Annotated in this window: 20 protein-coding genes; 10 read left to right on the forward strand and 10 right to left on the reverse strand. The window is 63.2% G+C overall.

Translation table 11 applies throughout. The features are described from left to right. Positions 1-90 precede the first annotated feature (90 nt). Positions 91-654: a TetR/AcrR family transcriptional regulator gene (locus tag I7X09_RS21380; RefSeq protein WP_200313564.1), complete on the reverse strand. Its 564-nt coding sequence runs from the start codon at positions 652-654 to the stop codon at positions 91-93. Beyond that, a complete protein-coding gene (locus I7X09_RS21385; protein ID WP_200313566.1) occupies positions 651-1,886 on the reverse strand; it encodes a cytochrome P450 in 1,236 nt (411 codons plus the stop codon). Before I7X09_RS21385 ends, I7X09_RS21380 begins: the two co-directional genes overlap by 4 nt. A 113-nt stretch (positions 1,887-1,999) precedes the next feature. Here I7X09_RS21385 and I7X09_RS21390 point away from each other — a divergent pair, with 113 nt between their 5' ends. Continuing rightward, positions 2,000-2,839 carry a glycosyltransferase family 92 protein gene (locus I7X09_RS21390; protein ID WP_234036967.1) on the forward strand — a complete coding sequence of 280 codons (840 nt, stop codon included), beginning with the start codon at positions 2,000-2,002 and terminating at the stop codon, positions 2,837-2,839. Between the two features lie 113 nt (positions 2,840-2,952). Here the strand turns inward: I7X09_RS21390 and I7X09_RS21395 are convergent, their stop codons facing one another. Further along, the gene (locus I7X09_RS21395; protein WP_156423205.1) at positions 2,953-3,111 is read right to left on the reverse strand and encodes a hypothetical protein; all 159 of its coding nucleotides are present in this window, start codon (positions 3,109-3,111) and stop codon (positions 2,953-2,955) included. Positions 3,112-3,316: 205 nt separating this feature from the next. Between I7X09_RS21395 and I7X09_RS21400 the strand changes: the two genes are divergently transcribed. Next, entirely contained in the window at positions 3,317-4,078 is a 762-nt protein-coding gene (locus tag I7X09_RS21400) for an SDR family NAD(P)-dependent oxidoreductase (protein ID WP_200313570.1), read from the forward strand. Here I7X09_RS21400 and I7X09_RS21405 read toward each other — a convergent pair. Beyond that, complete coding sequence (locus tag I7X09_RS21405; protein WP_185564881.1) at positions 4,060-4,197, reverse strand: hypothetical protein; 138 nt, start codon at positions 4,195-4,197, stop codon at positions 4,060-4,062. The genes I7X09_RS21400 and I7X09_RS21405 overlap by 19 nt on opposite strands. Before the next feature lie 221 nt (positions 4,198-4,418). On the opposite strand from I7X09_RS21405, the gene I7X09_RS21410 reads away from it, so the two are divergent. Continuing rightward, positions 4,419-5,363, forward strand: a complete 945-nt coding sequence (locus tag I7X09_RS21410; RefSeq protein ID WP_200313572.1) for an alpha/beta fold hydrolase — start codon at positions 4,419-4,421, stop codon at positions 5,361-5,363. Here I7X09_RS21410 and I7X09_RS21415 read toward each other — a convergent pair. Further along, positions 5,353-6,357 (reverse strand): Lrp/AsnC family transcriptional regulator, encoded by a 1,005-nt coding sequence (locus tag I7X09_RS21415; protein WP_200313574.1) that lies wholly within the window; start codon positions 6,355-6,357, stop codon positions 5,353-5,355. The two genes, I7X09_RS21410 and I7X09_RS21415, sit on opposite strands and share 11 nt — an antisense overlap. Before the next feature lie 70 nt (positions 6,358-6,427). Between I7X09_RS21415 and I7X09_RS21420 the strand changes: the two genes are divergently transcribed. From I7X09_RS21420 to I7X09_RS21430, 3 genes are all read left to right on the forward strand, one after another. Then, the gene (locus I7X09_RS21420) at positions 6,428-7,585 is read left to right on the forward strand and encodes an amidohydrolase (RefSeq protein ID WP_200313576.1); all 1,158 of its coding nucleotides are present in this window, start codon (positions 6,428-6,430) and stop codon (positions 7,583-7,585) included. Between the two features lie 143 nt (positions 7,586-7,728). Next, positions 7,729-8,502: a VOC family protein gene (locus I7X09_RS21425; RefSeq protein ID WP_166811671.1), complete on the forward strand. Its 774-nt coding sequence runs from the start codon at positions 7,729-7,731 to the stop codon at positions 8,500-8,502. A 135-nt stretch (positions 8,503-8,637) separates the two neighbouring features. Beyond that, positions 8,638-9,792, forward strand: coding sequence for an alkaline phosphatase family protein (locus tag I7X09_RS21430; protein WP_095971360.1), 1,155 nt, complete (start codon positions 8,638-8,640; stop codon positions 9,790-9,792). On the opposite strand, the gene murJ is transcribed toward I7X09_RS21430, so the two are convergent. From murJ to I7X09_RS21450, 4 genes are all read right to left on the reverse strand, one after another. After that, a complete protein-coding gene (murJ, locus tag I7X09_RS21435; RefSeq protein WP_234036661.1) occupies positions 9,778-11,394 on the reverse strand; it encodes a murein biosynthesis integral membrane protein MurJ in 1,617 nt (538 codons plus the stop codon). The genes I7X09_RS21430 and murJ overlap by 15 nt on opposite strands. Positions 11,395-11,509: 115 nt before the next feature. Continuing rightward, positions 11,510-12,538 carry a beta-ketoacyl-ACP synthase III gene (locus I7X09_RS21440; protein ID WP_003945837.1) on the reverse strand — a complete coding sequence of 343 codons (1,029 nt, stop codon included), beginning with the start codon at positions 12,536-12,538 and terminating at the stop codon, positions 11,510-11,512. Positions 12,539-12,699: 161 nt separating this feature from the next. Continuing rightward, on the reverse strand, positions 12,700-13,341 hold the full coding sequence (locus I7X09_RS21445) for a response regulator transcription factor (protein ID WP_050655523.1): 642 nt from the start codon (positions 13,339-13,341) through the stop codon (positions 12,700-12,702). Further along, entirely contained in the window at positions 13,329-14,567 is a 1,239-nt protein-coding gene (locus tag I7X09_RS21450; RefSeq protein WP_234036662.1) for a sensor histidine kinase, read from the reverse strand. The genes I7X09_RS21445 and I7X09_RS21450 overlap by 13 nt, the downstream gene beginning before the upstream one ends. A 109-nt stretch (positions 14,568-14,676) precedes the next feature. On the opposite strand from I7X09_RS21450, the gene I7X09_RS21455 reads away from it, so the two are divergent. The 4 genes from I7X09_RS21455 (at position 14,677) to I7X09_RS21470 (ending at position 20,521) form a co-directional block, all read left to right on the forward strand. Beyond that, positions 14,677-15,459 carry an ABC transporter ATP-binding protein gene (locus I7X09_RS21455; protein ID WP_050794083.1) on the forward strand — a complete coding sequence of 261 codons (783 nt, stop codon included), beginning with the start codon at positions 14,677-14,679 and terminating at the stop codon, positions 15,457-15,459. After that, a complete protein-coding gene (locus tag I7X09_RS21460; RefSeq protein ID WP_200313579.1) occupies positions 15,459-17,942 on the forward strand; it encodes an FtsX-like permease family protein in 2,484 nt (827 codons plus the stop codon). The genes I7X09_RS21455 and I7X09_RS21460 overlap by 1 nt, the downstream gene beginning before the upstream one ends. Positions 17,943-17,963: 21 nt before the next feature. Next, positions 17,964-18,596, forward strand: coding sequence for a class I SAM-dependent methyltransferase (locus I7X09_RS21465; protein WP_200313581.1), 633 nt, complete (start codon positions 17,964-17,966; stop codon positions 18,594-18,596). An 89-nt stretch (positions 18,597-18,685) separates the two neighbouring features. Next, on the forward strand, positions 18,686-20,521 hold the full coding sequence (locus tag I7X09_RS21470; RefSeq protein WP_007734578.1) for an acyl-CoA dehydrogenase: 1,836 nt from the start codon (positions 18,686-18,688) through the stop codon (positions 20,519-20,521). 86 nt (positions 20,522-20,607) lie between these two features. Here I7X09_RS21470 and I7X09_RS21475 read toward each other — a convergent pair whose 3' ends face one another. After that, complete coding sequence (locus I7X09_RS21475; protein ID WP_234036663.1) at positions 20,608-21,240, reverse strand: hypothetical protein; 633 nt, start codon at positions 21,238-21,240, stop codon at positions 20,608-20,610. Positions 21,241-21,302 lie beyond the last annotated feature (62 nt).

Below are 21,302 nucleotides of genomic sequence, written 5' to 3' on the forward strand. Positions count from 1 at the left end.
CGCTCCTCGGGAACTCGCGGTGACCTGTGTCGGGATACCGGTTCATCCTCGATCCCCACGCAGGCCTCGCGCATCACCCGGAAGGGATGATCAGGTGGTCCGCCCAGCGATCAACAACGCAGCGACGAACTCACGGACCAACGTCCGCTCGTCGTTCTCGTCCGCCCCCGGCACCATGAGCAGCGAGAGGATCACTCGCACGATCCAGCGTGCCCGCGACGCTGTGTCTGCGCCGATTTCACCGAGCATCGCGACGCCCAGTCCGTTGATGACGTCGGATGAATTGGCAAGTTCACCGGCAAGACTCGCATCGCCCGGGGTGAACCATGCAGCCAGCGTCGGAGTCTTGCGCACCGCGGATACTGCAGTGAGCATCGCCGTTTCGAGACGTTCGCTCGGATCATCGATGGTCGCCACCGATTCCGCGATCGCAGTTCCCAACCTGCGCGCTTCGCGGTGAACGAACGCGATGTGAAGAGCCTGGCGATTCTCGAAATACCGATACAGGGTGGCCCGGGAACATCCTGCAGCAGAGGCTATCTCCGCCATACCGACAGCGTTGACGCCTTTCTCGACGAACAATTGTGCCGCGCTGTCGAGGATCTTCTCGGCTGCCGCCAAGGCGCGACCCTCACCGAGCCAGTCGTTGCTCACGGCCGAGTCACCGACATCGGAGCCGTGAGGGGACGGCGCACGTAGTTGCCCGGCGCGTACTGCATCGCGTCGATGTCGACATGGAAGTCGGGGATCCGGGAAAGCAACTCTTCCAACGCAACTCGTGCCTGCATTCGAGCTGCCGATGCTCCCAGACAATGGTGGGCGCCATGACTGAAAGTGAGAATTTTCTGCGGTCGACGCACTACGTTCAACTCCGCCGCGTCAGGTCCGTACTTGTCAGGATCACGATTGGCCGCACCGTACATGAGCAGAACTTTACGTCCCACCGGAATCACTTTGCCACCCAAGGCCACATCTCGCGTCGTCGTTCGCGCCAAACCTTGGACAGGCGAGGTGAGTCGAAGCAGTTCTTCGACCGCGTCGGAAATCAATGCAGGATCATCCAGCAGGATCTGACGCTGGTCGAGCCGCTCGGTCAACATAGCCACCGATCCGCCCAACATTCCTGTTGTCGTGTCGTTTCCCCCGGCCACCATGGTGAAGGCGAAGCCGAGAATCGACAACAGGCCGGACATGTCGCCGTCTTCACCGAGCCCAGCGGCGAGTAGATGGGAAATCGTGTCGTCGCCCGGTTCAACCTTGCGGCGTTCGATCAGCGAAGCGAAGTACATCATCAACTCGCCGGTGGCGGCCTGCGCCGTCGTCGCTGCTGCGGCCACACCACCGGCCGAATTGGCAGCAACAATGGCCTCGGTCCAGCCGTCGAACTGATCCCGGTCCGCTTCCGGCACTCCCAGATAGTGCGCGACAACCATCGACGGCAACGGCTTGAAGAGCTCGACGACGATATCGCCGCTACCTCGCGCTTTCAACGCCTCGATACGTTCGACGACAAAGTCGCGGACCATCGGCTCGACCGCCGATACCTGACGCGGCGTGAAGCCCTTCGACACCATGCGCCGGAACTCCGACTGCACGGGCGGATCCTGCATCACGAACGGCGGATTGTCCTGCATCCCGATCTGCTCGAGCTCACCGTAGACAGTGGTCAATCCCTTTGCCGACGAGTACGTCTCGTAATCACGAGCGGCGTTGTAGACGTCTTCGTGACGGGTGAGCACCCAGTAGTCGTCCTGCGGCGAGGCTTCCGGCACCACGTTGTGCACCGGGTCGTTCTCGCGCAATGCGTCGTACATGGCCCACGGCGAACGCCAGGACTCCCCGGTGGAAGGAACAAACCGTGGCGAATGTGACACAGAGGTTGTCATGACTCGACTATGAGACATATTGATAGATGTGTCAACGTTCGACGTTGAATATTTCTGCGATCAATATCGAGTAACCCACCTCCACGCAGAGCACTATCGTGTGTCGAGTGATCATGGATCCGAAGAACCACCCGAACAGTTCTGACACCGGACGCCGCGCCGTGGTTGCGGTCCTACTCCCCCGCGAGCACCTCCCTTTCATCAGGGACTGGTGCCTGCACCACATCGAGCAGGGCTGGGAGGTCGTTCTCTACGACAACACCGGTTCCGTCGGGTCCACCCGCAAGACAAGCGCATTCAGTCTCAATCGCTGGCACGGCCGCAGCGAGGACAAAAGAGGCAACTCCTACGGCGCCTTCACACGATCGATGTCGGACACCGAAGTTCAGGTCGCATTCCGCAATGAACTGCACGACCTTCCGGTGACGATCGTCGACTGGCAACCGCGCGACGCGGACGGTCGGATCGTGCACGGGCAGGTAGAGGCCTACGTCGACTACGTGGGTCGATACCGCGACACTGTCGAGTGGGCAGCATTCATCGACGCCGACGAATACCTCGAGCACGCACCAGGATTGAACTGGGAGGTTCTACTTGGCGGCGTTACTCAGGCGGGTTCGCACCGCGTCGTTCTCGATGCCCTGGTCTACGAATCCAGGTGGACGCGCGACGGGCAACTGCGAGACGTCGAGACATTGAAATGCCTTGGCCTGCAAAGCCACGGCTGCAAGAACATCGTGAGATTGTCGGAGATTCTGCGAGCGGACGTCCACTGGGCCTGGAAGACAACCGAACCCGACACCTTCGTGCGGCCGGACAGATCGCTCTACTACTTCCGCCACTATCGCGGCTCGGAAGCGACACTCGACTTCACGCCGGTGCCGAACTTCGGACCTCAGGTCCACGAAGAAGGCGTGTATGTTCCGGCAACAATCGACGTATCACAAAAATGAATGTGCCTGCAAGGCACAGGTATTCATGTTCGAATAAACCTCCGGCCCGCGTCCACGAAGGCAATGCCTTCAGAATGCGGGCCGGGGGCCGTTAATCCGGTTCAGCGAAGCAATCAAGCCTTCGGCTGCGAGCTTCCTGCGCCACCGATTGCGCCGAGAAGACCAGCAACTGCGCCGATGCCGACGAGAACGCCGCCCAGGCCTGCAATGATCTTCTGGAAGTCGCCGAGAGTTGCGAGGTCCGTCTTGCTGCTGCCAGTGGTGAATGCCATGTCTAGCTCCTCATCATGGAATGTGTACGCGGTCCGCGCGCCCGGTATGTAACGGCGCTCACAATATACGTAAGACAGCCGAAATTTGAAGCGGTGCCGCCGAGTGGGACGTAACTCACATCTCATCCAGCGGGAACCCACGAGTAACAATGCGCGATTCGGACAACGCTTCGGGAACCGTTGAATGACGAGCAGGAGAACAGCAGTGGGCAAGTTGGATGGAAAAGTGGCCCTGATCACTGGCGCAGGGCAAGGCGTCGGTCAGGGAGTCGCGTTGGCACTCGCCAAGGAAGGCGCTCACATCGCGGTCGCGGGTCGCACCGAGTCGAAACTCGTCGTCACATGTAACGAGATCACCGAACGTGGCGGTCGTGCCGAGCCGGTGCTCATGGATATCGCCGACGCGGATTCCATCACCTCCGCCGTGGCGCGGACGGTGGAACTGTTCGGCGGCGTCGACATCCTGATCAACAACGCCAGCCTCAACCCACTCGGCAACATCCTCGACATCACTCCGGAGCGCCTTGCCGACGGATTGACTTCCGGTCCCGTCGCGACGCTGCGAACAATGCAAGCCTGCTACCCGTTCATGAAGGAGCGCGGCGGCGGGGCGATCATCAACATGGTCAGTTCCGTGGCCGTCCGCTGGGATGCTGCCGGCTACGGCGGATACGCGGCGGTGAAGGAGTCCGTCCGAGCCCTCAGTCGCGCGGCAGCGTGCGAATGGGGCGTCGACGGGATCCGCGTCAACGCGGTCGCTCCACACGCGTCGTCACCGGGGTTACAGCGTTGGGCAGATGCGCGTCCGGAAGAGGCTGCCGCTTTTGTTGCCGGGATTCCGCTCCGCAGGATCGGGGACTGCGAGACGGACATCGGCACCGCGGTGGCTTTCCTGGTCGGCCCGGATGCCGCTTATCTGACGGGAGCAACAATTCCGCTCGACGGCGGTCAGTCGCGCTGGGGCTGAGATGTGTCGTCGTCGAAGGCAAGCACCGCCGACTTGTCTTCGGCGATCGGGCGGCCGAAAACGAAACCGACCAGAACGGATGCCAAAACCAACGCGGTCAGCACTATGAGCCCGACCATCCACCACATGGTTTTCAGTATGCCCGAACGGTCGTCGGCCGGGCATGCCACGGGCCCCTTGAAAAATCGCGAACCTTCCGCGAAAAGTGTTTGACATCAGTCGAATTCCGTTTCGACCGTTTTGCGAACTTCGCGAAATTCCGTGATCGAGCGCACAGTTTCGGATCTCGAACTGCGACGAGAGCGTGACTGGAACCGCGCCTCGGTGCATCCTGACAGGTATGGAATCCGCTGTTTCGACCCAACTCGCCTCCGGTAGCACCCTCACGCACCCGTGGGGCGGGACGAGCAACATCACCGATCTCGGTGGAGATGTTCACTGGATCGACTTCGGTGGCCCCAGCGGAGCGCCGCCCATCGTGCTCGTCCACGGGCTTGGCGGCTCGCACCTGAACTGGGTGCGGGTGGCACCGGCGCTGGCGGCGCGCACGCGCGTGTACGCACTGGACCTCGCCGGATTCGGACTCACTTCTGCCCGGGGGCGGCACACCGGCGTCGACGCCAACGCAGCACTCCTGAATCGTTTTCTCGACACAGTGGTCGGTGAACCCGCCGTCCTGTTCGGCAATTCCATGGGCGGAATGGTCTCGGCAATGTCGACCCATGCCAGTCCCGAATCGGTCGCCGGCCTGGTCCTGGTGGATCCGGCGCTCCCCCTGCCCGTCCAACTTCCCGACCTGACCGTCGCCGCACAATTTGCGCTCTACTCGATGCCGTACGTCGGAGAGCAGGTCCTCGGCTTCGGACGTCGGAAGATGTCAGACCGGCAGTTGACCGCTCAGATGACCAGATTGTGTTTTGCCGATCCGACGCGAGCCGATCCCGCAGTCCTCGACGCGGGCGCCGCCTTGACGGCGATTCGCCGCAACGAACCCACCCAGGATGCAGAATTCCTCCAGGCAGCACGGTCATTGTTGATAACTCTCGCCCGTCCGGCTTCGTATCGAAAGACCCTGCGAGAGATCACGACTCCGACGCTCCTGATGCACGGCGATCGCGATCGGTTGGTCCCGGTCGAGGCTGCACGGGCAGCTGCTACCGCACATCCACACTGGACCACCATCATTCTCGGCGACACCGGCCACACCCCACAATTGGAGATTCCGGACGAGTTCACCCGTCATGCGCTCGCGTGGCTCGATCGCACGGGGCTGATCACGAGCTGACCCGTACCGGCACCACGACCGTTGAACGGCCTTGCCGATCGAGCAAGTGCCCCATCAACTTCGGCGTATCGAGGACGATTCGGCGATCGACTATCTCCAATGACGGCGTACGTGCTGCGATGTCTGCTTCCACCGCGGCGGCACTCGACAGCGTCGGGAACCATCCGGCGAAGATGACGTTGGCCGGCCCGGCCACCGTCGCCACCAATCTGATGTCCGAGAGAGTTCGAAGTATGCGGGCGGAGTTCTCCGCGACGGAACTACGCGCGAAGTAGAGGGCATGAACCGGCCGACCACTCGCGAATCGTGCGACCTCGCAACGCAGAAGAGTGTGCTGCGACAGCGCGGTATTCAGGCGTCGACGAGCGGATGTCGCGCTGATTCCCAAGGCAGCGGCCAACTCGGTGATGGAAATACGAGGCTGCGCGCTCAAGACGTCGACGACTTCGGCGGTGCTCGCTTCGAGTGTGTACCGGCGTCCCAATTGCGGTGGCGTGATCCCGGATTCACACAAACGTCGTACTCCGTCGGGTTCGAGAGCGCCGAGACGCCACCGACTCCCCTCGGTGAAAACGCGTGTCACAGGTAGGACGATGACGTCTGTGACGCCGGCCAGAGAGTAGAGGTCGTCGAGCACGTAGTGGGCCAGCGAATCGTGACCGGCGAAGAGGGCTTCCAGCATCACGTTGCATCTGCCCGAATGCACGTTGACGCTCAGGACGTGTGCGTGGGTGATCACCTCCGAGACGATCGCGGAGAGCCGGCCTGGTTCACATCGAAGTTCGACGAACGCAAGTACCGAGCTGGGATCGGCCGCCGGATAAGCCGCTATCCACGCTGTGCCCGATTCGGTCAGTGCAGTCCATCGCCTCGCTGCCGTCACAGGGTCTATGCCGACCACCGACCCGATCAATGCCCACGGTGCCCGAGGTTGAACCTGCATGGCATGAATGATTCGCAGATCAATTTCGTCCAAGAGCGTCGAATCGTGCATGAGATAGCACGATAGTTGACTGATCCTGCAAACAGGACTGCAAATTCCAGTGCCGCCGCAGTCTCGAAAAATGACGACGAGCACACCTTTCAAAGAGCGCGCAGCCAAGCACCTCGACACCATCACAGACGCGGCGCTGGGCCTCAGCCACGTGATTCACGACGATCCCGAGCTTGCCTTCGCCGAGTACAACGCGTCGGCGGCCGTGGCAACGATCCTCGAGGATGCCGGCTTCACCGTCGAACGCGGTCCGGCCGGACTGCCGACGGCAGTGTCCGCCACCTACGGAAGCGGCGAGCTGGTGATCGGACTCTTCGCCGAGTACGACGCCTTGCCGGGAATCGGGCATGCCTGTGGGCACAACATCATCGCATCGTCCGCGGTGACCGCGGGATTGTTGCTCGCGCCTCTGGCTGATGAACTGGGCATCACCGTGGCAGTATTCGGAACCCCGGCCGAAGAGGGCGGCGGCGGAAAAGTAGTGATGCTCGAGCATGGAACTTTCGATTTCCTGCACTGCGCGATGATGGTTCACCCCGGTGCCGCAGATCTGCGAGCACCGAACATGCTTGCCATCTCCCACCTGGACGTCACCTACACCGGTGTCTCCGCCCACGCGTCGTTCGCAGTGGGCGCCGTCAACGCCGCCGACGCGTTCACGGTCGCCCAGGTCGGGATCGGCTTACTGCGGCAACACCTTCCGAAGGACGTGCAGGTACACGGATATGTCAGCGACGCGGGCGTAGCACCCAACGTCATCCCGGGCAGTTCACACGGGGCCTACGCGGTTCGAGCCGACACACTCGACGGCGTAGTAGCCGTCAAGCCCAAGGTGGAACGCTGCTTCACCGCCGGAGCGACCGCAACCGGCTGCGAAGTGACCATCACGGAACCTTCACCGGCGTACGGCGAATCCCGGTGGGACGCGGACATGAGCGCGCTCTACCAGAGGAACAGCGAAGCACTCGGACGCGTTTTCTTCGAGTACGACGGTCCCGCAGCGGGATCCACCGACATGGGCAACGTCTCGCATCGTATTCCGACGATCCACCCGATCATCAGGATCGAATGCAACGGCGCAAGCAACCATCAGGCAGAGTTCACCCCCTACTGCCGCGCGGAAACCGGCGACAAGGCAGTGCTGGACGGCGCCCTCGCGCTCGCGTGGACTGCAATCGACTGCGCGAGCGATCCCGCGCTCCGCGCACGGTTGCTGAACCACAGGTGAACGCGAAACGGTCAAATACTCCAAAGCTCTCGAGCCCTGGGAATGTGTCGAGGTACACGCGTAGCGTGAGATTCGTGCCTTCCTCGGCCAAGCATTTCCGCGTCCCTTGCTTGTGTATCCGTTTCGGTTAAGGAGAGTTTCAGATGCCCGCACGCACAGCGCTCGACGGAACACCCTGTTGGATCGACCTCACCAGTTCCGACACCGAGATTGCCAAATCCTTCTACACCAACGTGTTCGGTTGGCAGGCCGACTCCAACGACGACCCGCAGTACGGCGGTTACGCGATCTTCAGCAAAGACGGGCAGCCCATCGCCGGGCTCGGGCCCCAGCAGGAGGGAAACCCGTACGGCAACGTCTGGACCACCTACATCTCCTCTACTGATGCGGCGGCGTCGGCGTCCAAAGCCGAAGCTGCCGGCGGAATGATCATGATGCCGTCGATGCAGGTCGGCCCCCAGGGCAGCATGGCGATCGTGGGCGATCCGGCCGGTGCCGTCGTCGGTATCTGGCAGGCAGATCAGCACAATGGCTTCGGTCTGGTGGGCGAGGCCGGAGCGCCGGTCTGGCACGAGACTTTGTCCAAGAACTACGCCGCGGTCCTGCCGTTCTACACCGACGTGTTCGGCTGGACTTACGAGTCCATCGGCGACAGCGACGAGTTCCGGTATTCACAAGCCAAACAGGGCGACACCGTCGTCGCCGGTCTGATGGATGCCAGCTCATTCCTCCCGGCAGAAGTCCCGTCGTTCTGGCAGGTGTACTTCGGGGCGGACGACACCGATGCTGCCGTCGCCAAGGTTGTCGAATTCGGCGGCAGCGTATTGCGTGATCCCGAGGACACGCCCTTCGGCCGTCTCGCGTCGGTTGCCGATCCACTCGGTGCCAAGTTCCAGATCTCCACGATCATGGAATGAATCTCCGCGCAGAGGCCGCCCCGGTCCGCGGTCTCTGCGCGCCGATCATCTGGAATGTCCGGATCTGACCGCACAGATTTGAACACTCGCCCAGAAGGTATGCAGTTTTCTCTGTCCAACGCCTAATCTCATGGGATGCCCGCCCCCGCACCTCTCCTCGATGTGTACTCCCAGCCGACTCTGTCGACGCTTGCGCCGTCGGTACTCGCTTCTCTCGGAGTAGGCGGCGAAGCAAACCGTCTCGATCTGAATCCCAGCAAGAAGACCGTAATTCTGCTGGTAGACGGGATGGGCGCGAACTTGCTCGCCCGCAACGCCGAACACGCACCATTCCTGAACTCACTCGTCGGAACGCCGATACGGGCAGGTTTCCCCACGACGACGGCCACCAGCATCGTCTCGCTGGGGACCGGGCTGCCCTCGGGAGCGCACGGAATCACCGGCTACCAGTCCTACGTCGAAGAAGCCGATTCGGTGTTCAACTGGCTGGGTTGGCACAGCGCCGGCAAGAAGGAATCTCAGACCGACTCCATCGTTCCGGAGACCCTGCAGCCGCAGGCCACGACCTTCGATCGCGCCGCGGCCGCCGGAATCACCGTCACTACCGTCGTTCCGTCCAAGTTCGACGGCAGCGGCCTCACTCGGGCGGGGATGCGCGGTGCCCAGTTTGCCGGAATCCAGGCATACGGAGACCTCCTCGCTCGCACCGTGGCGGCGTCGAAATCTGCCGAACGGACGTTCACGTACTGCTACATCAGCGAGATCGACGCACTCGGCCACGTCTACGGACCCGAGTCCGAGCCGTGGATCTTCCAACTGATGCTTGTCGATCGACTGGTCGAACAACTCGCCGCCGCTCTCGGTCCGGACGTGAGATTGCTGGTGACGGCAGACCACGGAATGGTCGACGTGCTGGACGAGAACAAGATCGACTTCGACAACACCCCGATGCTGTCCAAAGACGTACTCGCCCTTGCCGGCGAGCCCCGGTGCCGGCACATCCACACCAGAGAAGGCGCTGCACAAGATGTTGCGGACCGCTGGCGCGCCGAACTGGGTGACCGCATGTGGATCGGGACCAGATCCGAGGGCATCGTCGCGGGATTGTTCGGGCCCGCAGTACATTCCGAGTATCACGGCCGGATCGGCGATGTCATCGCCATTGCTTCCGGAGACGTAGCGGTCGTTCGTCGATCGGTCGAATCGGGACTGTCCGGTCTCCGTGGACAGCACGGCGCCCTGACCCCGGACGAACTGCTGGTACCGCTCCTGTCCTCAGGACAGCAGTAGGGCTCGCGCCCGGCGAATCTCGGGAACGCCGACGACCTTGCATGCGCCCAACAGGACGACGGCACCTACGGCCGCTCCCGCCGACAATGAAATAGCAGCAGCAAGCCTGGGCTCGGGGATTCGGTTCTGAACCGCCACCACCAAAGCGAGCGCACAACCTCCTGCCAGAACTGCCGCTGTCGAAATTCTCCCGACGGTCGCCTGCACCCGACGGAATCCCAACAGCCCGTACCGCTTTCGAAGCAGGATGTGGCCGAGCACCGCTCCGCACACGTAGGAGAACGAGCCGGCCGCACAGACGGCCAGGATCAGCGTTTCGTCACTCGCCGACAATGACGCAAGAAGAACGAGCGCCGTCTTTGCAACTACCATCACCACGGCTATCACCGCGGGAGTGCGGGTATTGTTGTCGGCGTAGAACACTCGTAGCTGAAGCATGACCATCGCAAAGGGCACCAACCCGAATGCACTGACTGCCACGGCCGTCCCGATCAACCGGGCGCTACTGCCGTCGACCCGGCCGAAGAAGATCAGGGTGGTCAACGAGGGGCCGAACACCATGAGAGCCACGGTGACCGGAATCAACGCCACCACCGAATACCTGGCTCCCCGGCCGAGATCGGATACGACACCGACGTCGTCACCCGCAGCGACCGACCTGGCGATTCGCGGCATCAGCACCGTCAACAGCGACACTCCGAGGATGCCGTACGCCACTTGAAACAGCAGATCCGCATGCGTGTACATCGAGTACACGTGACGGGAGAGAGTGACCTTCATCGTCACCCACACACCGACCTGACCGGCTACGACGTACACCAGTACCCAACCGAGCAACGGCGCCCCGACGCGCACCGGGCGCCACGTGTGCGGCACGACCCGCACGCGAAGGCGCCACCGAAAACCGTTGCGGTGCAGCGCTCGAGCAACGACAGCGGTTTGCGCCACTATCCCGAGCAAAGTGCCGATACCGATCACCAGAACCTGCGCGGTGGTCATCGACTCGGGAGTCAGAGCCACCGGCCCCGGAATGCACAGGAAGACCGCGACCGTCACCAGAAGGACGACGTTGTTGATCACCGGCGCCCAGGCCGGCGCGCCGAACACCGATCGAACGCTGAGCACAGCCGTCATCATCGCCGTGACGCCGTAGAAGAAGATCTCCGGCAGAAGCAAGTACGCGAAGAGCGTCGTGAGCTCGCGTTGAGCCGGATCATCGATCACGGCCGAGACCAGAGGCGGCGCGCACACCACCGCCACAACGGTCACGAGCGCAAGAGCAAGCGCTCCCACAGTGAGAACGCGCTGCGTCTGCTCTCGTTCGAGCGTCCGCCCACGGCTTCGCTGCCGTGTCAGATACGGAAGCAGGACACTGGCGAGAATCCCGCCGAGGAGAAGCTGATAGACCATGTTCGGAAAGCTGTTGGCCGCGTTGTACGCATCACTGACCAGGGCGATCCCGAGGACTGCGGCAAGCGCAAGGGTGCGGACGAAACCGGTGATCCGGCTGACCGTGCTGGCGAGCGCCACGTGCCCGCCCATCTTCGCCAAGCTGCCGCCCGTCTCACCCGTACGTTCGGACTCTCCCACACTCTCGACCATCTCGCCAGAGTGCCACATCGCAGAGGTTCGACGAGCCGGACCGGAAACGACTGCCCTCCTGGAAACGACCGAGCGCCCCGAACCGTGGGTTCGAGGCGCTCGGCGCAAGAGAAGATCAGGCTGATTCCGCTCCAGCCAACGGCGGCATGACGACAACCTGACCGGCGAAGGACAGACCTGCACCGAAGGCGAGAAGCAGTGCCTTGTCGCCCGGCTTGCACTGGCCGTCGCGCAGCATCTGCTCCATGGCGAGCGGGATCGAGGCCGCGGACGTGTTGCCCGTCTCGGCGATGTCGTTGGAGACGGGGAAGCCCTCGGGCAGCTTCATGCTGCGAGCGATGACCTCGTTGATGCGCTGGTTTGCCTGGTGCGGCACAAAAGCGTCGATGTCCTCGATACCGAGCCCCGACTTCTCCAGGGTGCGAGTGGCGACCTTGCCCATCTCGAAGGCAGCCCAGCGGAACACCGCGGTACCGGCCATCTTGATCCACGGCCGAGGTCCGGTCGGGTTCTTGGTGTAGTCGAGCCAGCTGGGCTCCTGAACGATGGCGTCGGACTGGCTGCCGTCCGAACCCCACTCGACCGGGCCGATTCCGACGGTATCGCTCGGGCCGACGACAACTGCCCCTGCGCCGTCACCGAAGATGAAGCGAACGCTGCGATCGGTGGGCTCGGTGGCCTCGCTCATCAACTCGACGCCGACGACGAGTACGTGATCAACCGTTCCGCCGCGAACGAGGTCGCTGGCCACCGCAAGGGCGGTACAGAAACCGGCGCAGCCTGCCGCGACGTCGAACGCCGCCGGGCCCTTGATACCGAGTTCGTGGGCGACGATGGATGCGGCCTGGGGAGTCTGCAGGTCCCACGTCGACGTCGCGATGATCACGGCGCCGATCTGCTCGGGTGCAATGCCGCTGACGTCCAGTGCTTTACGGGCCGCGCTGATCGACATCGCGAGGATGCCTTCACCCTCGCCGGAGAACCGGCGCGACTTGATACCCGATCGCGTCTGGATCCACTCGTCGGTGGAATCGATCAGCTCGCAGATCTCGTCGTTGGTCACGACTCGCTCCGGGCGGTGAACGCCGAGCCCGAGAAGGACGGACTGCCGACCTCCGGCCACACTGGCAATCGGCTTACCCATTGATCGATCTCCTCGTTGGTTTCTGGTGATGACGCGCATTCGACATCACACGTTACGTACAGGACATAAGCCCCTGCCTCTCAGGTCACCGTTCGATCACGGCAACAACATGAGGCTGGCTCACATTACGCTTCGGTCAGGTATGTAGTCCAGATCCACGATCAGGCGCGCAAATGAGCTAGAACTGCCAAAACACGACGATGCCCGCTTTCGGAAGCCGACAGGCCGAGTTTGGCGAAGATATTTCCTATGTGCTTGCTCACAGCAGTGTCGCTGACGACCAGTTTCCTGGCGATTTCCTGATTTCCCAGCCCCTCCGCCATCAATCCGAGAACCTCGGACTCGCGTGGGGTCAGCGATCTGATCGGGTCGTCGGCGCGTCGACGGCTCATCAGTTGGGATACGACCTCGGGATCCATCACGGTTCCGCCGTCGACGACCCGGTTCAATGCGTCGACGAACTCGGCCACCTTGCCGACCCGTTCCTTGAGCAGGTAACCGACCCCGCCGGCGCCGCCTGCCAACAATTCACCGGCGTAGCGATCCTCGACATACGCGGAAAGGACCAGGACGGGAAAGCCCGGGCGAAGCTTGCGCACCTCGATCGCCGCTCGAAGTCCCTCGTTGGTGAAAGTAGGAGGCATCCGGACGTCGAGCACCGCGGCGTCAGGAGCGGTCTCCTCGAACACCGTGAGGAACTGTTCGGCGTCGGAGACGGCAGACACCTCGAAGCCCTCTCCGCGGAGCAGCAGTGCCAGCCCCTCTCGCAGGAGAGCGTCATCCTCGGCAATCAGAATCCGCACGGTAGTTCCACCCTCATCGTTGTCGGTCCACCCTCCGGGCTCTCCAATACTGCGGTTCCTTCGAAAGCCTCGACCCGGCGTCGGATACCCGCCACGCCGCCGCCCGGCCGTTCGTTCGCGCCGCCGTGACCGTCGTCGATCACGTCGATGAGCATCGTCTCACCCAACGAGTCGGTGGACGCCTCCGTCCTTGCCGTGACGGTGACGCTGCGCGCTCCGCTGTGCTTTGCGACGTTGGTCAAAGCCTCGGCGACGACGAAGTACGCAGCAGCCTCGACGGCGGCCGGGGCACGGCGGAGCTCCTCGATCTCGAGTACGCAGGGCACGGTGGAGCGCCCAGCAAGCGCCGAGATCGCACCCTCGAGGCCGAGTTCGTCGAGGATCGGCGGATAGATGTCGTGCACCAACGTCCGGAGTTCGCTCAACGCCTCGGTGGCCGCATCTTGGGCCCGATGCAGTTGTGGCAAAGCCTGGTCCGGGTTGATCTGCAACGATCGCTCGGCCATACCCAGCATCATCACCACGGCGACCAGTCGGTTCTGCGCGCCGTCGTGCAGATCGCGCTCGATCCGCTTGAGTTCGGCCGAATGCGCGTCGAGGGCCGCAGCGCGGCTGGCAGTCAGGGCGGTGACGCGCTTCGAGAGATCCGAACGTGTGTCCGGTGCAAGCAAAGTCGTGGTCGACCAGCTTATCCACTTCGCCATCGCGGGGATCAACCACCACGCGATCAGGAAGTACAGGATGCCGATCAACGGCATTCCGGCAGCGCCCAACCACGACGTCACAGGGTACGGATTGTTGACGGGTTCGCCCGCGGGCATCTGCTGCCAGTACAGCGGGACGGCAATCGCATTGAGTGCACCGAGTGGCAGAGCAATGGTCAGCATCGCCGCGACGAAAGCCCCCAGACCGTGAATCGACAACCAGGCCGCGTCGCGCCTCGTCGACTGATCGGTGAGGAATCGGCGCCAGTCCCCGAATGTCGGATTGCTTGGCATCGGTGGGTATCGCTGCAGAACAGGGCGTCCGGTGTACGCAGCCGTTCTCTTTCGGGCCAGACCCGCCCACCACCGGAGCACCCGCACGTACGACGGCAACATCAACCAGCCGACGATCAGAATCGAGAGCGACAGCAGAATGAGACCGACCATCAGCAAGAACAGGGAGACCACGGCTGCCGCACCCTCGACGAGCACGTACACCGCAGCCCTGGTTCTCTTCTTCACTGCCCCAGCATGCCGCACCTGATGCCGCGATCCACTACAGCTGGCTACACCATTGATTCGGGACCCTGCTGGATGTCGACGAATACCGAATCTCCATAGCGTTCTTCCCATGAAGAATCGACACTCGGTCCTCGCCCCGCCGGCCCCTGGTGCCCCGGCCGCCCGAACATCCGCCGTGCGGCTCGAAGGCGTCAGCAAGGTCTACGGAAACGGCCGCGGCGCCGTGACCGCCCTCGACAACATCAGCCTCACCTTGCCGCGCAGCACCTTCACCGCCGTGATGGGCCCCTCCGGATCGGGCAAGAGCACTTTCCTGCACTGCGCGGCGGGCCTGGACCGTCCTAGCAGCGGATCGGTGTGGCTGGGCGACACCGAGATCTCACAGCTGAAGCCGAAGGCCCGCAGCATCTTCCGTCGCGATCACATAGGTTTCGTCTTCCAGGCATACAACCTGCTCGGTGCTCTCGACGTCGAGCAGAACGTCACGCTCCCGCTACTGCTCGCCGGACGACGAGCCGACAAGCAGTACCTGACCTTCGTCCTCGAATCCGTCGGACTCGGATCGCACCGCAAGCGCAAACCCTCCGAATTGTCCGGTGGTCAGCAGCAACGCGTCGCCATCGCGCGCGCCCTCGTCACCCACCCCGACGCACTCTTTGCCGACGAGCCGACGGGCGCCCTCGACTCCCGCAGCGCCAAGCAGGTTCTGGAGTTGTTGCGCCGGACAGCCGCCGAGTTCGATCAGACCATCGTCATGGTCACGCACGACCCGGTGGCCGCGTCGTACGCCGATCGTGTGCTGTTCCTCGCCGACGGGAAACTGGTCGGGCACATCGACCGCCCGACGCCGCAGCAGATTGCCGAGCGCATGACACACCTCGGGGACTGGTGATGATGAAGGCGCACACTTTTGCGCATCTCAAAGCGCATCGCTCCGGATTCATCGCCGTGTTCGTCTCCGTATTCTGCGCGGCTCTCCTCACGTGCGGTTTGGGTGTCCTGCTGGAATCAGGAGTGCGAGGCGGAGTCTCACCACATCTCTACGCCGGTGCCGACGCCGTGGTCAGCGCGCCACAGGCACTCGAGGTCAAGGAGGACGCCGATCAGCCTTTTGCCGAGCGGGTTCTCCTCGACGGCGATACGGTCCGCAAACTCGATGCCCTCGATGTCACGGTGGTTCCCGACATCTCCGTCCCCGTCAGCACCGCCGAGGGCGTCGTACTCGACGCACATCCTTGGAACACAGCACAATTGGCGCCGTATTCGCTGACCGATGGTCGCGCTCCGCAGAGCCGAGACGAGGTGGTCGCGACTACGGGCGCCGCGCTCGGCGAGCGAATCACGCTGGCTCACGGCGCGATAGCGGACGAGTACACCGTCGTCGGCACAGCTGATTCGGCTTCGGTGCCGTCACCCGACCGTCCGGCACTCGTCTTCCTCGACGACGCAGAGGCCGAACGGCTGTGGCCGCACCAGAACTCTGTCACCGCAGTCGGATTGATCGCTCCCGAAGGCGTGGATGCTGCCGCTCTCGCCCGCGACGCACTCGCCGGAACCGGTGCGGAGGTCTCGACCGGCACCGCACGCGGAGGCATCGAGTTCCTCGACGCCGGAGCTGCGCGGACTCAGTTGATCGTGCTCTGTGCCACGTTTGCGGGTCTTGCATTGATGGTCAGCATGTTCGTCGTTTCCAGCACGCTGTCGCTCTCGATCAACGCCAGACGCCGAGAGTTCGCTCTGTTGCGGGCAATCGGGGCCACCACGCGACAAGTCCACGTCATGATCGGGCGTGAAGTGCTGCTAGTGGCGGCGGCTGCGGCTGCGCTCGGCGCGGTGCCCGGATTCCTACTCGCCCGATTCCTGGGTGCACAGTTTGCCGATGCAGGGGTCATGCCCACCGATTTCGCGCTGGCGTACAGCCCGCTTCCGGCGATCGCGGCTTTCCTGATCTGCGTACTCACTGCCCGCGCGGCAGCGGCGATCGCGGCACGACGACCGGCAAAGCTCGACCCTGTCGAAGCGCTTCGCGAATCCGAAAGCGGCCCGGCGAAACTGAGCCGCGGACGCATCGTCACCGGGCTGATCTTCGGTGCCGCCGGTCTCGGCGCGTGCATCCTCCCCGCTTTCCTGCCCGGCAGCGCGGCAGCCGCTGGAGCCGGTTCGAGCGCACTGTTGTTGATCTTCTCGGTCGCGCTGCTCGGCCCGTTGTTGGTGCGCGGCATCATCAAGGTGATCGGCGGTCCACTGCGCCGTAGTGGGTCGGCGTCCAAAGTTCTCGCTGCCGCCAACGCCGAATCCAATTCGAGGCGGCTCTCGTCGGCGGTTGTTCCGTTGGCTCTCGCCATCGCCCTGGGCTCGGTGCAGTTCTTCAGCCAGAGCACCGTCGCCGCCGAGGCGACCAACCAGTCGATCAAGGGCGTCACCGCCGACCTGATCGTCGGCGCGCCGGCCGGTATCGCTCCCTCGCTCCTCGACTCGATCGCATCGGTGCCCGGAGTGAGTGCGGCAAACCCGGTAGTCCGCAGTCAAGTCCTGCCGGTACCCAGCGGTGAGAAAGGCGGCTCAGCCGACAGCGCGATCGCGGCCCAGGGCATCGACGCCGCCGGCGCCGACGCAACCCTCGATCTCGCGGTGACCGAGGGCGACCTCAGCGCTCTGACCGGCGATACCGTTGCCGTCAGCGAAGACGGGGCCTTCACACTCGGAGCCAAGGTCGGCCAGCGCGTCGACCTCTATCTGGGAGACGGAACACTGGTACATCCGATGGTCGTCGCGAAATATGGTCGCGGCCTCGGATTCGGGGACGTGACCATGCCGATCGAGACTTTGCGTCAGCACTCCACCGACGCTCTGATCGACACCGTTCTGGTTGCTGCCGAACCCGGACGGTCGGCCGAAGTCCAGCAGTCGTTGCTTTCGTTCCCCTCGATCGCCGCGCTGAACCAGGACCAGTTCGGGGCCGCAGGCGAAGATCAGCGTCGCATGCAGTCGTGGGTCAGCATCCTCGCCGTCCTGGTCCTGCTCGGTTATCTGGCGGTCGCCGTCGTGAATACCTTGGTCGCCGCCACTGCGGAGCGTTCCCGCGAGTTCGCGCTCCTTCAACTGGTGGGCTCGCGGACGAGGCAGGTCCGAGCGATGATGCGTATCGAGTCGTTGATGGTGGTGGGAATCGCCGTCGTGGTCGGATCACTGATCGCCCTGCCGCCTCTGATGGGTATCGCCGTAGCGGTGTCCGGGCAGCCGATCCCGGCGATTTCACCAGCGATCTACGGTGCCATCGTCGCCGTGACAGCTGTTCTGGGATTCGTCTCCATCGCGATCCCGACGCGCGCCGCCCTGCGCAAGAACCCGATGGACGGCGTCCGTAACAACTGAGTGGCACTACCGTCGTCATCTATGGATGCGGCCGCCTGGGACAAGAAGTACGAAGAAACCGAGCTCGTCTGGGGCGCTCCACCCAACGAACTGCTGGTGGAATACGCGACGGCCCTCCCCCACGGCCAGGCACTGGACCTGGCGTGCGGGGAGGGCCGTAACGCCTTGTGGCTCGCGACCCGCGGTTGGGAGGTCACCGGGATCGACTACTCGGCCGTCGCGATCGAGAAAGCCCGCACGATCGCGGCCCGCTCGCCCCGATCGGTTCTCGACCGGCTCGACTACCGGTGCGGCGACGTCACCGTCGCGGAGTACGCCTCCAGGAACGGGCAGGGATACGACTTGGCCCTGCTTCTTTACCTTCATCTGCCCGCACCACAACGCACCCTGGTTGTGAACCGTGCCATAAATTCTCTGAAACCTGACGGAATCCCCATGATTTTGGGTCACGACCGAAGCAACATCGACTACGGCGTCGGCGGACCGAAAGATCCCGAAATCCTTTACACACCAGAGGAATTGATGCAGGAGTTCCAAGGAAGGCTCGAGTTCGAGATCGCCGGAAATCCGCACAGACACACCGAAACGGGAATCGCGGTCGACGCGCTTGTCATCGGACGCAAATCCGGTGTTGGCAATGCAAAGAACGGCTAGTAACATGTATTAAGTTACCGACGAGTAATAAACTTCGGGCGGTACTAGGAGTGCTGGACCGCACCACCTCACTGGGAGAAGCAGAAGACATGGGCCATTACAAGAGCAACGTTCGGGACCTGGAGTTCAACCTCTTCGAGGTTCTCGGACTGGAGAAGCCACTGAGCGAAGGCGCTTGGGGCGACCTGGATGCCGACACTGTCCGCAACATGCTGGCAGAGGTCGCACGCCTGGCCGAGGGACCGCTTGGCGAATCTTTCGCCGATGCGGACCGCAACCCCCCTGTCTTCGATCCCGAGACGCACACCGTTGCACTTCCGGAATCCTTCAAGAAGTCGTTCAAGGCTCTGTGGGATGCCGAGTGGTACCGCATGGGACTGAGCGAAGAGGTCGGCGGCGTGCCGGTCCCCCGCTCCGTCGTGTGGGCCATCGGTGAGCTGATCCTGGGCGCACAGCCTGCAGCACACATGTACCAGGCCGGACCCGCCTTCGCGGACGTGCTGTTCAACAACGGCACCGAAGAGCAGAAGAAGTGGGCAGCCACCATCGTCGAACGCGGATGGGGCGCCACCATGGTCCTCACCGAGCCCGACGCCGGCTCCGACGTCGGTGCCGGACGCACCAAGGCAATCAAGCAGGACGACGGCTCCTGGCACATCGAGGGCGTCAAGCGCTTCATCACCTCGGCAGACTCGGACGACCTGTTCGAGAACATCTTCCACCTCGTTCTCGCTCGCCCCGAAGGCGCCGGACCCGGCACCAAGGGCCTGAGCCTGTTCTTCGTCCCGAAGACGCACTTCAACTTCGAGACCGAAGAGTTCGGCGAGCGTAACGGCGTCTTCGTCACCAACGTCGAACACAAGATGGGCCTGAAGGTCTCCGCCACATGTGAGGTCACCTTCGGCGGCCACGGCATCCCCGCACAGGGCTGGCTGGTCGGCGAGGTCCACAACGGCATCGCCCAGATGTTCGACGTCATCGAGCACGCTCGAATGATGGTCGGCACCAAAGCAATCGCCACCCTCTCGACCGGTTACCTCAACGCTCTCGACTACGCCAAGCAGCGTGTTCAGGGCGCAGACCTGACCCAGATGACCAACAAGGCAGCACCGCGCGTGACCATCACGCACCACCCCGACGTGCGTCGCAGCCTGGCAATGCAGAAGGCATACGCCGAAGGCCTGCGCGCGGTGTACCTCTACACTGCAGCACACCAGGACGAGGTTGTCGCCCAGCTCGTCTCGGGCGCAGACAAGGACACCGCGTTCCGCGTCAACGACCTGCTGCTCCCGATCGTCAAGGGCGTCGGCTCCGAGCGTGCGTACCAGTACCTGACGGACAGCCTGCAGACCCTCGGTGGCTCCGGCTTCCTGCAGGACTACCCGATCGAGCAGTACATCCGCGACTCCAAGATCGACTCGCTGTACGAAGGCACGACGGCCATCCAGGCTCAGGACTTCTTCTTCCGCAAGATCGCTCGTGACCGCGGCGTCGCGCTCGCTCACGTTGCGGGACAGATCAAGACCTTCATCGACAGCGAAGCCGGCAACGGTCGTCTGAAGGCGGAGCGCGCACTGCTCGCCACCGCACTCGAAGATGTCCAGGCCATGGCTGCCACGCTCACCGGCTTCCTCATGGGAGCTCAGGAGCAGCCCACCGAGCTGTACAAGGTCGGCCTCGGCTCCGTCCGCTTCCTGATGTCCGTCGGCGACCTGCTCATCGGCTGGCAGCTGCTCCGCCAGTCCGAGATTGCTCTCGCAGCACTCGACAACGGCGCTTCCGACAAGGACAAGGGCTTCTACGAGGGCAAGGTCGCCATCGCGTCCTTCTTCGCCAAGAACGTCCTGCCCGAGCTCACCGCTTCACGCGAGATCATCGCGAACACCGAGAACGACATCATGGAGATCGACGAAGCAGCATTCTGATTCGTTCCTGATTCATGAAAAGTGCCGGTCCCGAGAATGTTTCGGGGCCGGCATTTTCGGTTGTCGGCACTCGGTGGTGACTGGTGTCATCTGCGCTCGATGGTCGGGCAACTGATCTGCGCGGACAGTACCGACGTCGTCGGTTGCTCGCCCGGTCGTGCCGCCGTACCCGCCAGGGAAAGCGCCACGCGCCTGCGGTCCGGAGAACTGACTATTTCGACGGACTTGGCGTCACCGCCGCCGAAGGACACGAACTGTCCGCTCTGATCCGAGAACTTCATGATCGCGGACCCGTGCTGACCTGGTTCGGGTTTCTCGTTCACGTAGACCTGCAACTGGAAATCACGTCCCGGATATTCGCCGCCGCCGTCGTACTCGTAGAAGGAACTCGTGTGCACCTCGTAGGCCCACTGACGGTGACCGGCGGGCAGCGAATCCGCCCAGTTGTGCTCGAAACACGTGACGGATCCAGGCAGCGAGACATTGGCTGCGCCGCTCCACCCACCGGACAGGGTGATGGCTCCGTATGGCGCTGCTTCGGACTCGTGCCGATCGGAGGGCAAGGGCGGCACCGTCAAGGGTCCGACATTGCGACCGGTGAACTCGAAAAGCCTTTCGCTCGACACGAACGGGGGCGACTCGCGCTCACCGGCACAGGAGACAACCGACAGGGTGGCCATGACCAGCACCGCGCACATCCCGCGTCTACGAACCGGCACCTCGACTCCCCCGTTCCGTTTCCAACAGAATACATACCGTTCGGTCTCCAAGTTGCCGGACG

It is taken from the genome of Rhodococcus sp. P-2 (genome assembly GCF_016598535.1).
Taxonomy (GTDB): Bacteria; Actinomycetota; Actinomycetes; order Mycobacteriales; family Mycobacteriaceae; genus Rhodococcus_F; species Rhodococcus_F baikonurensis.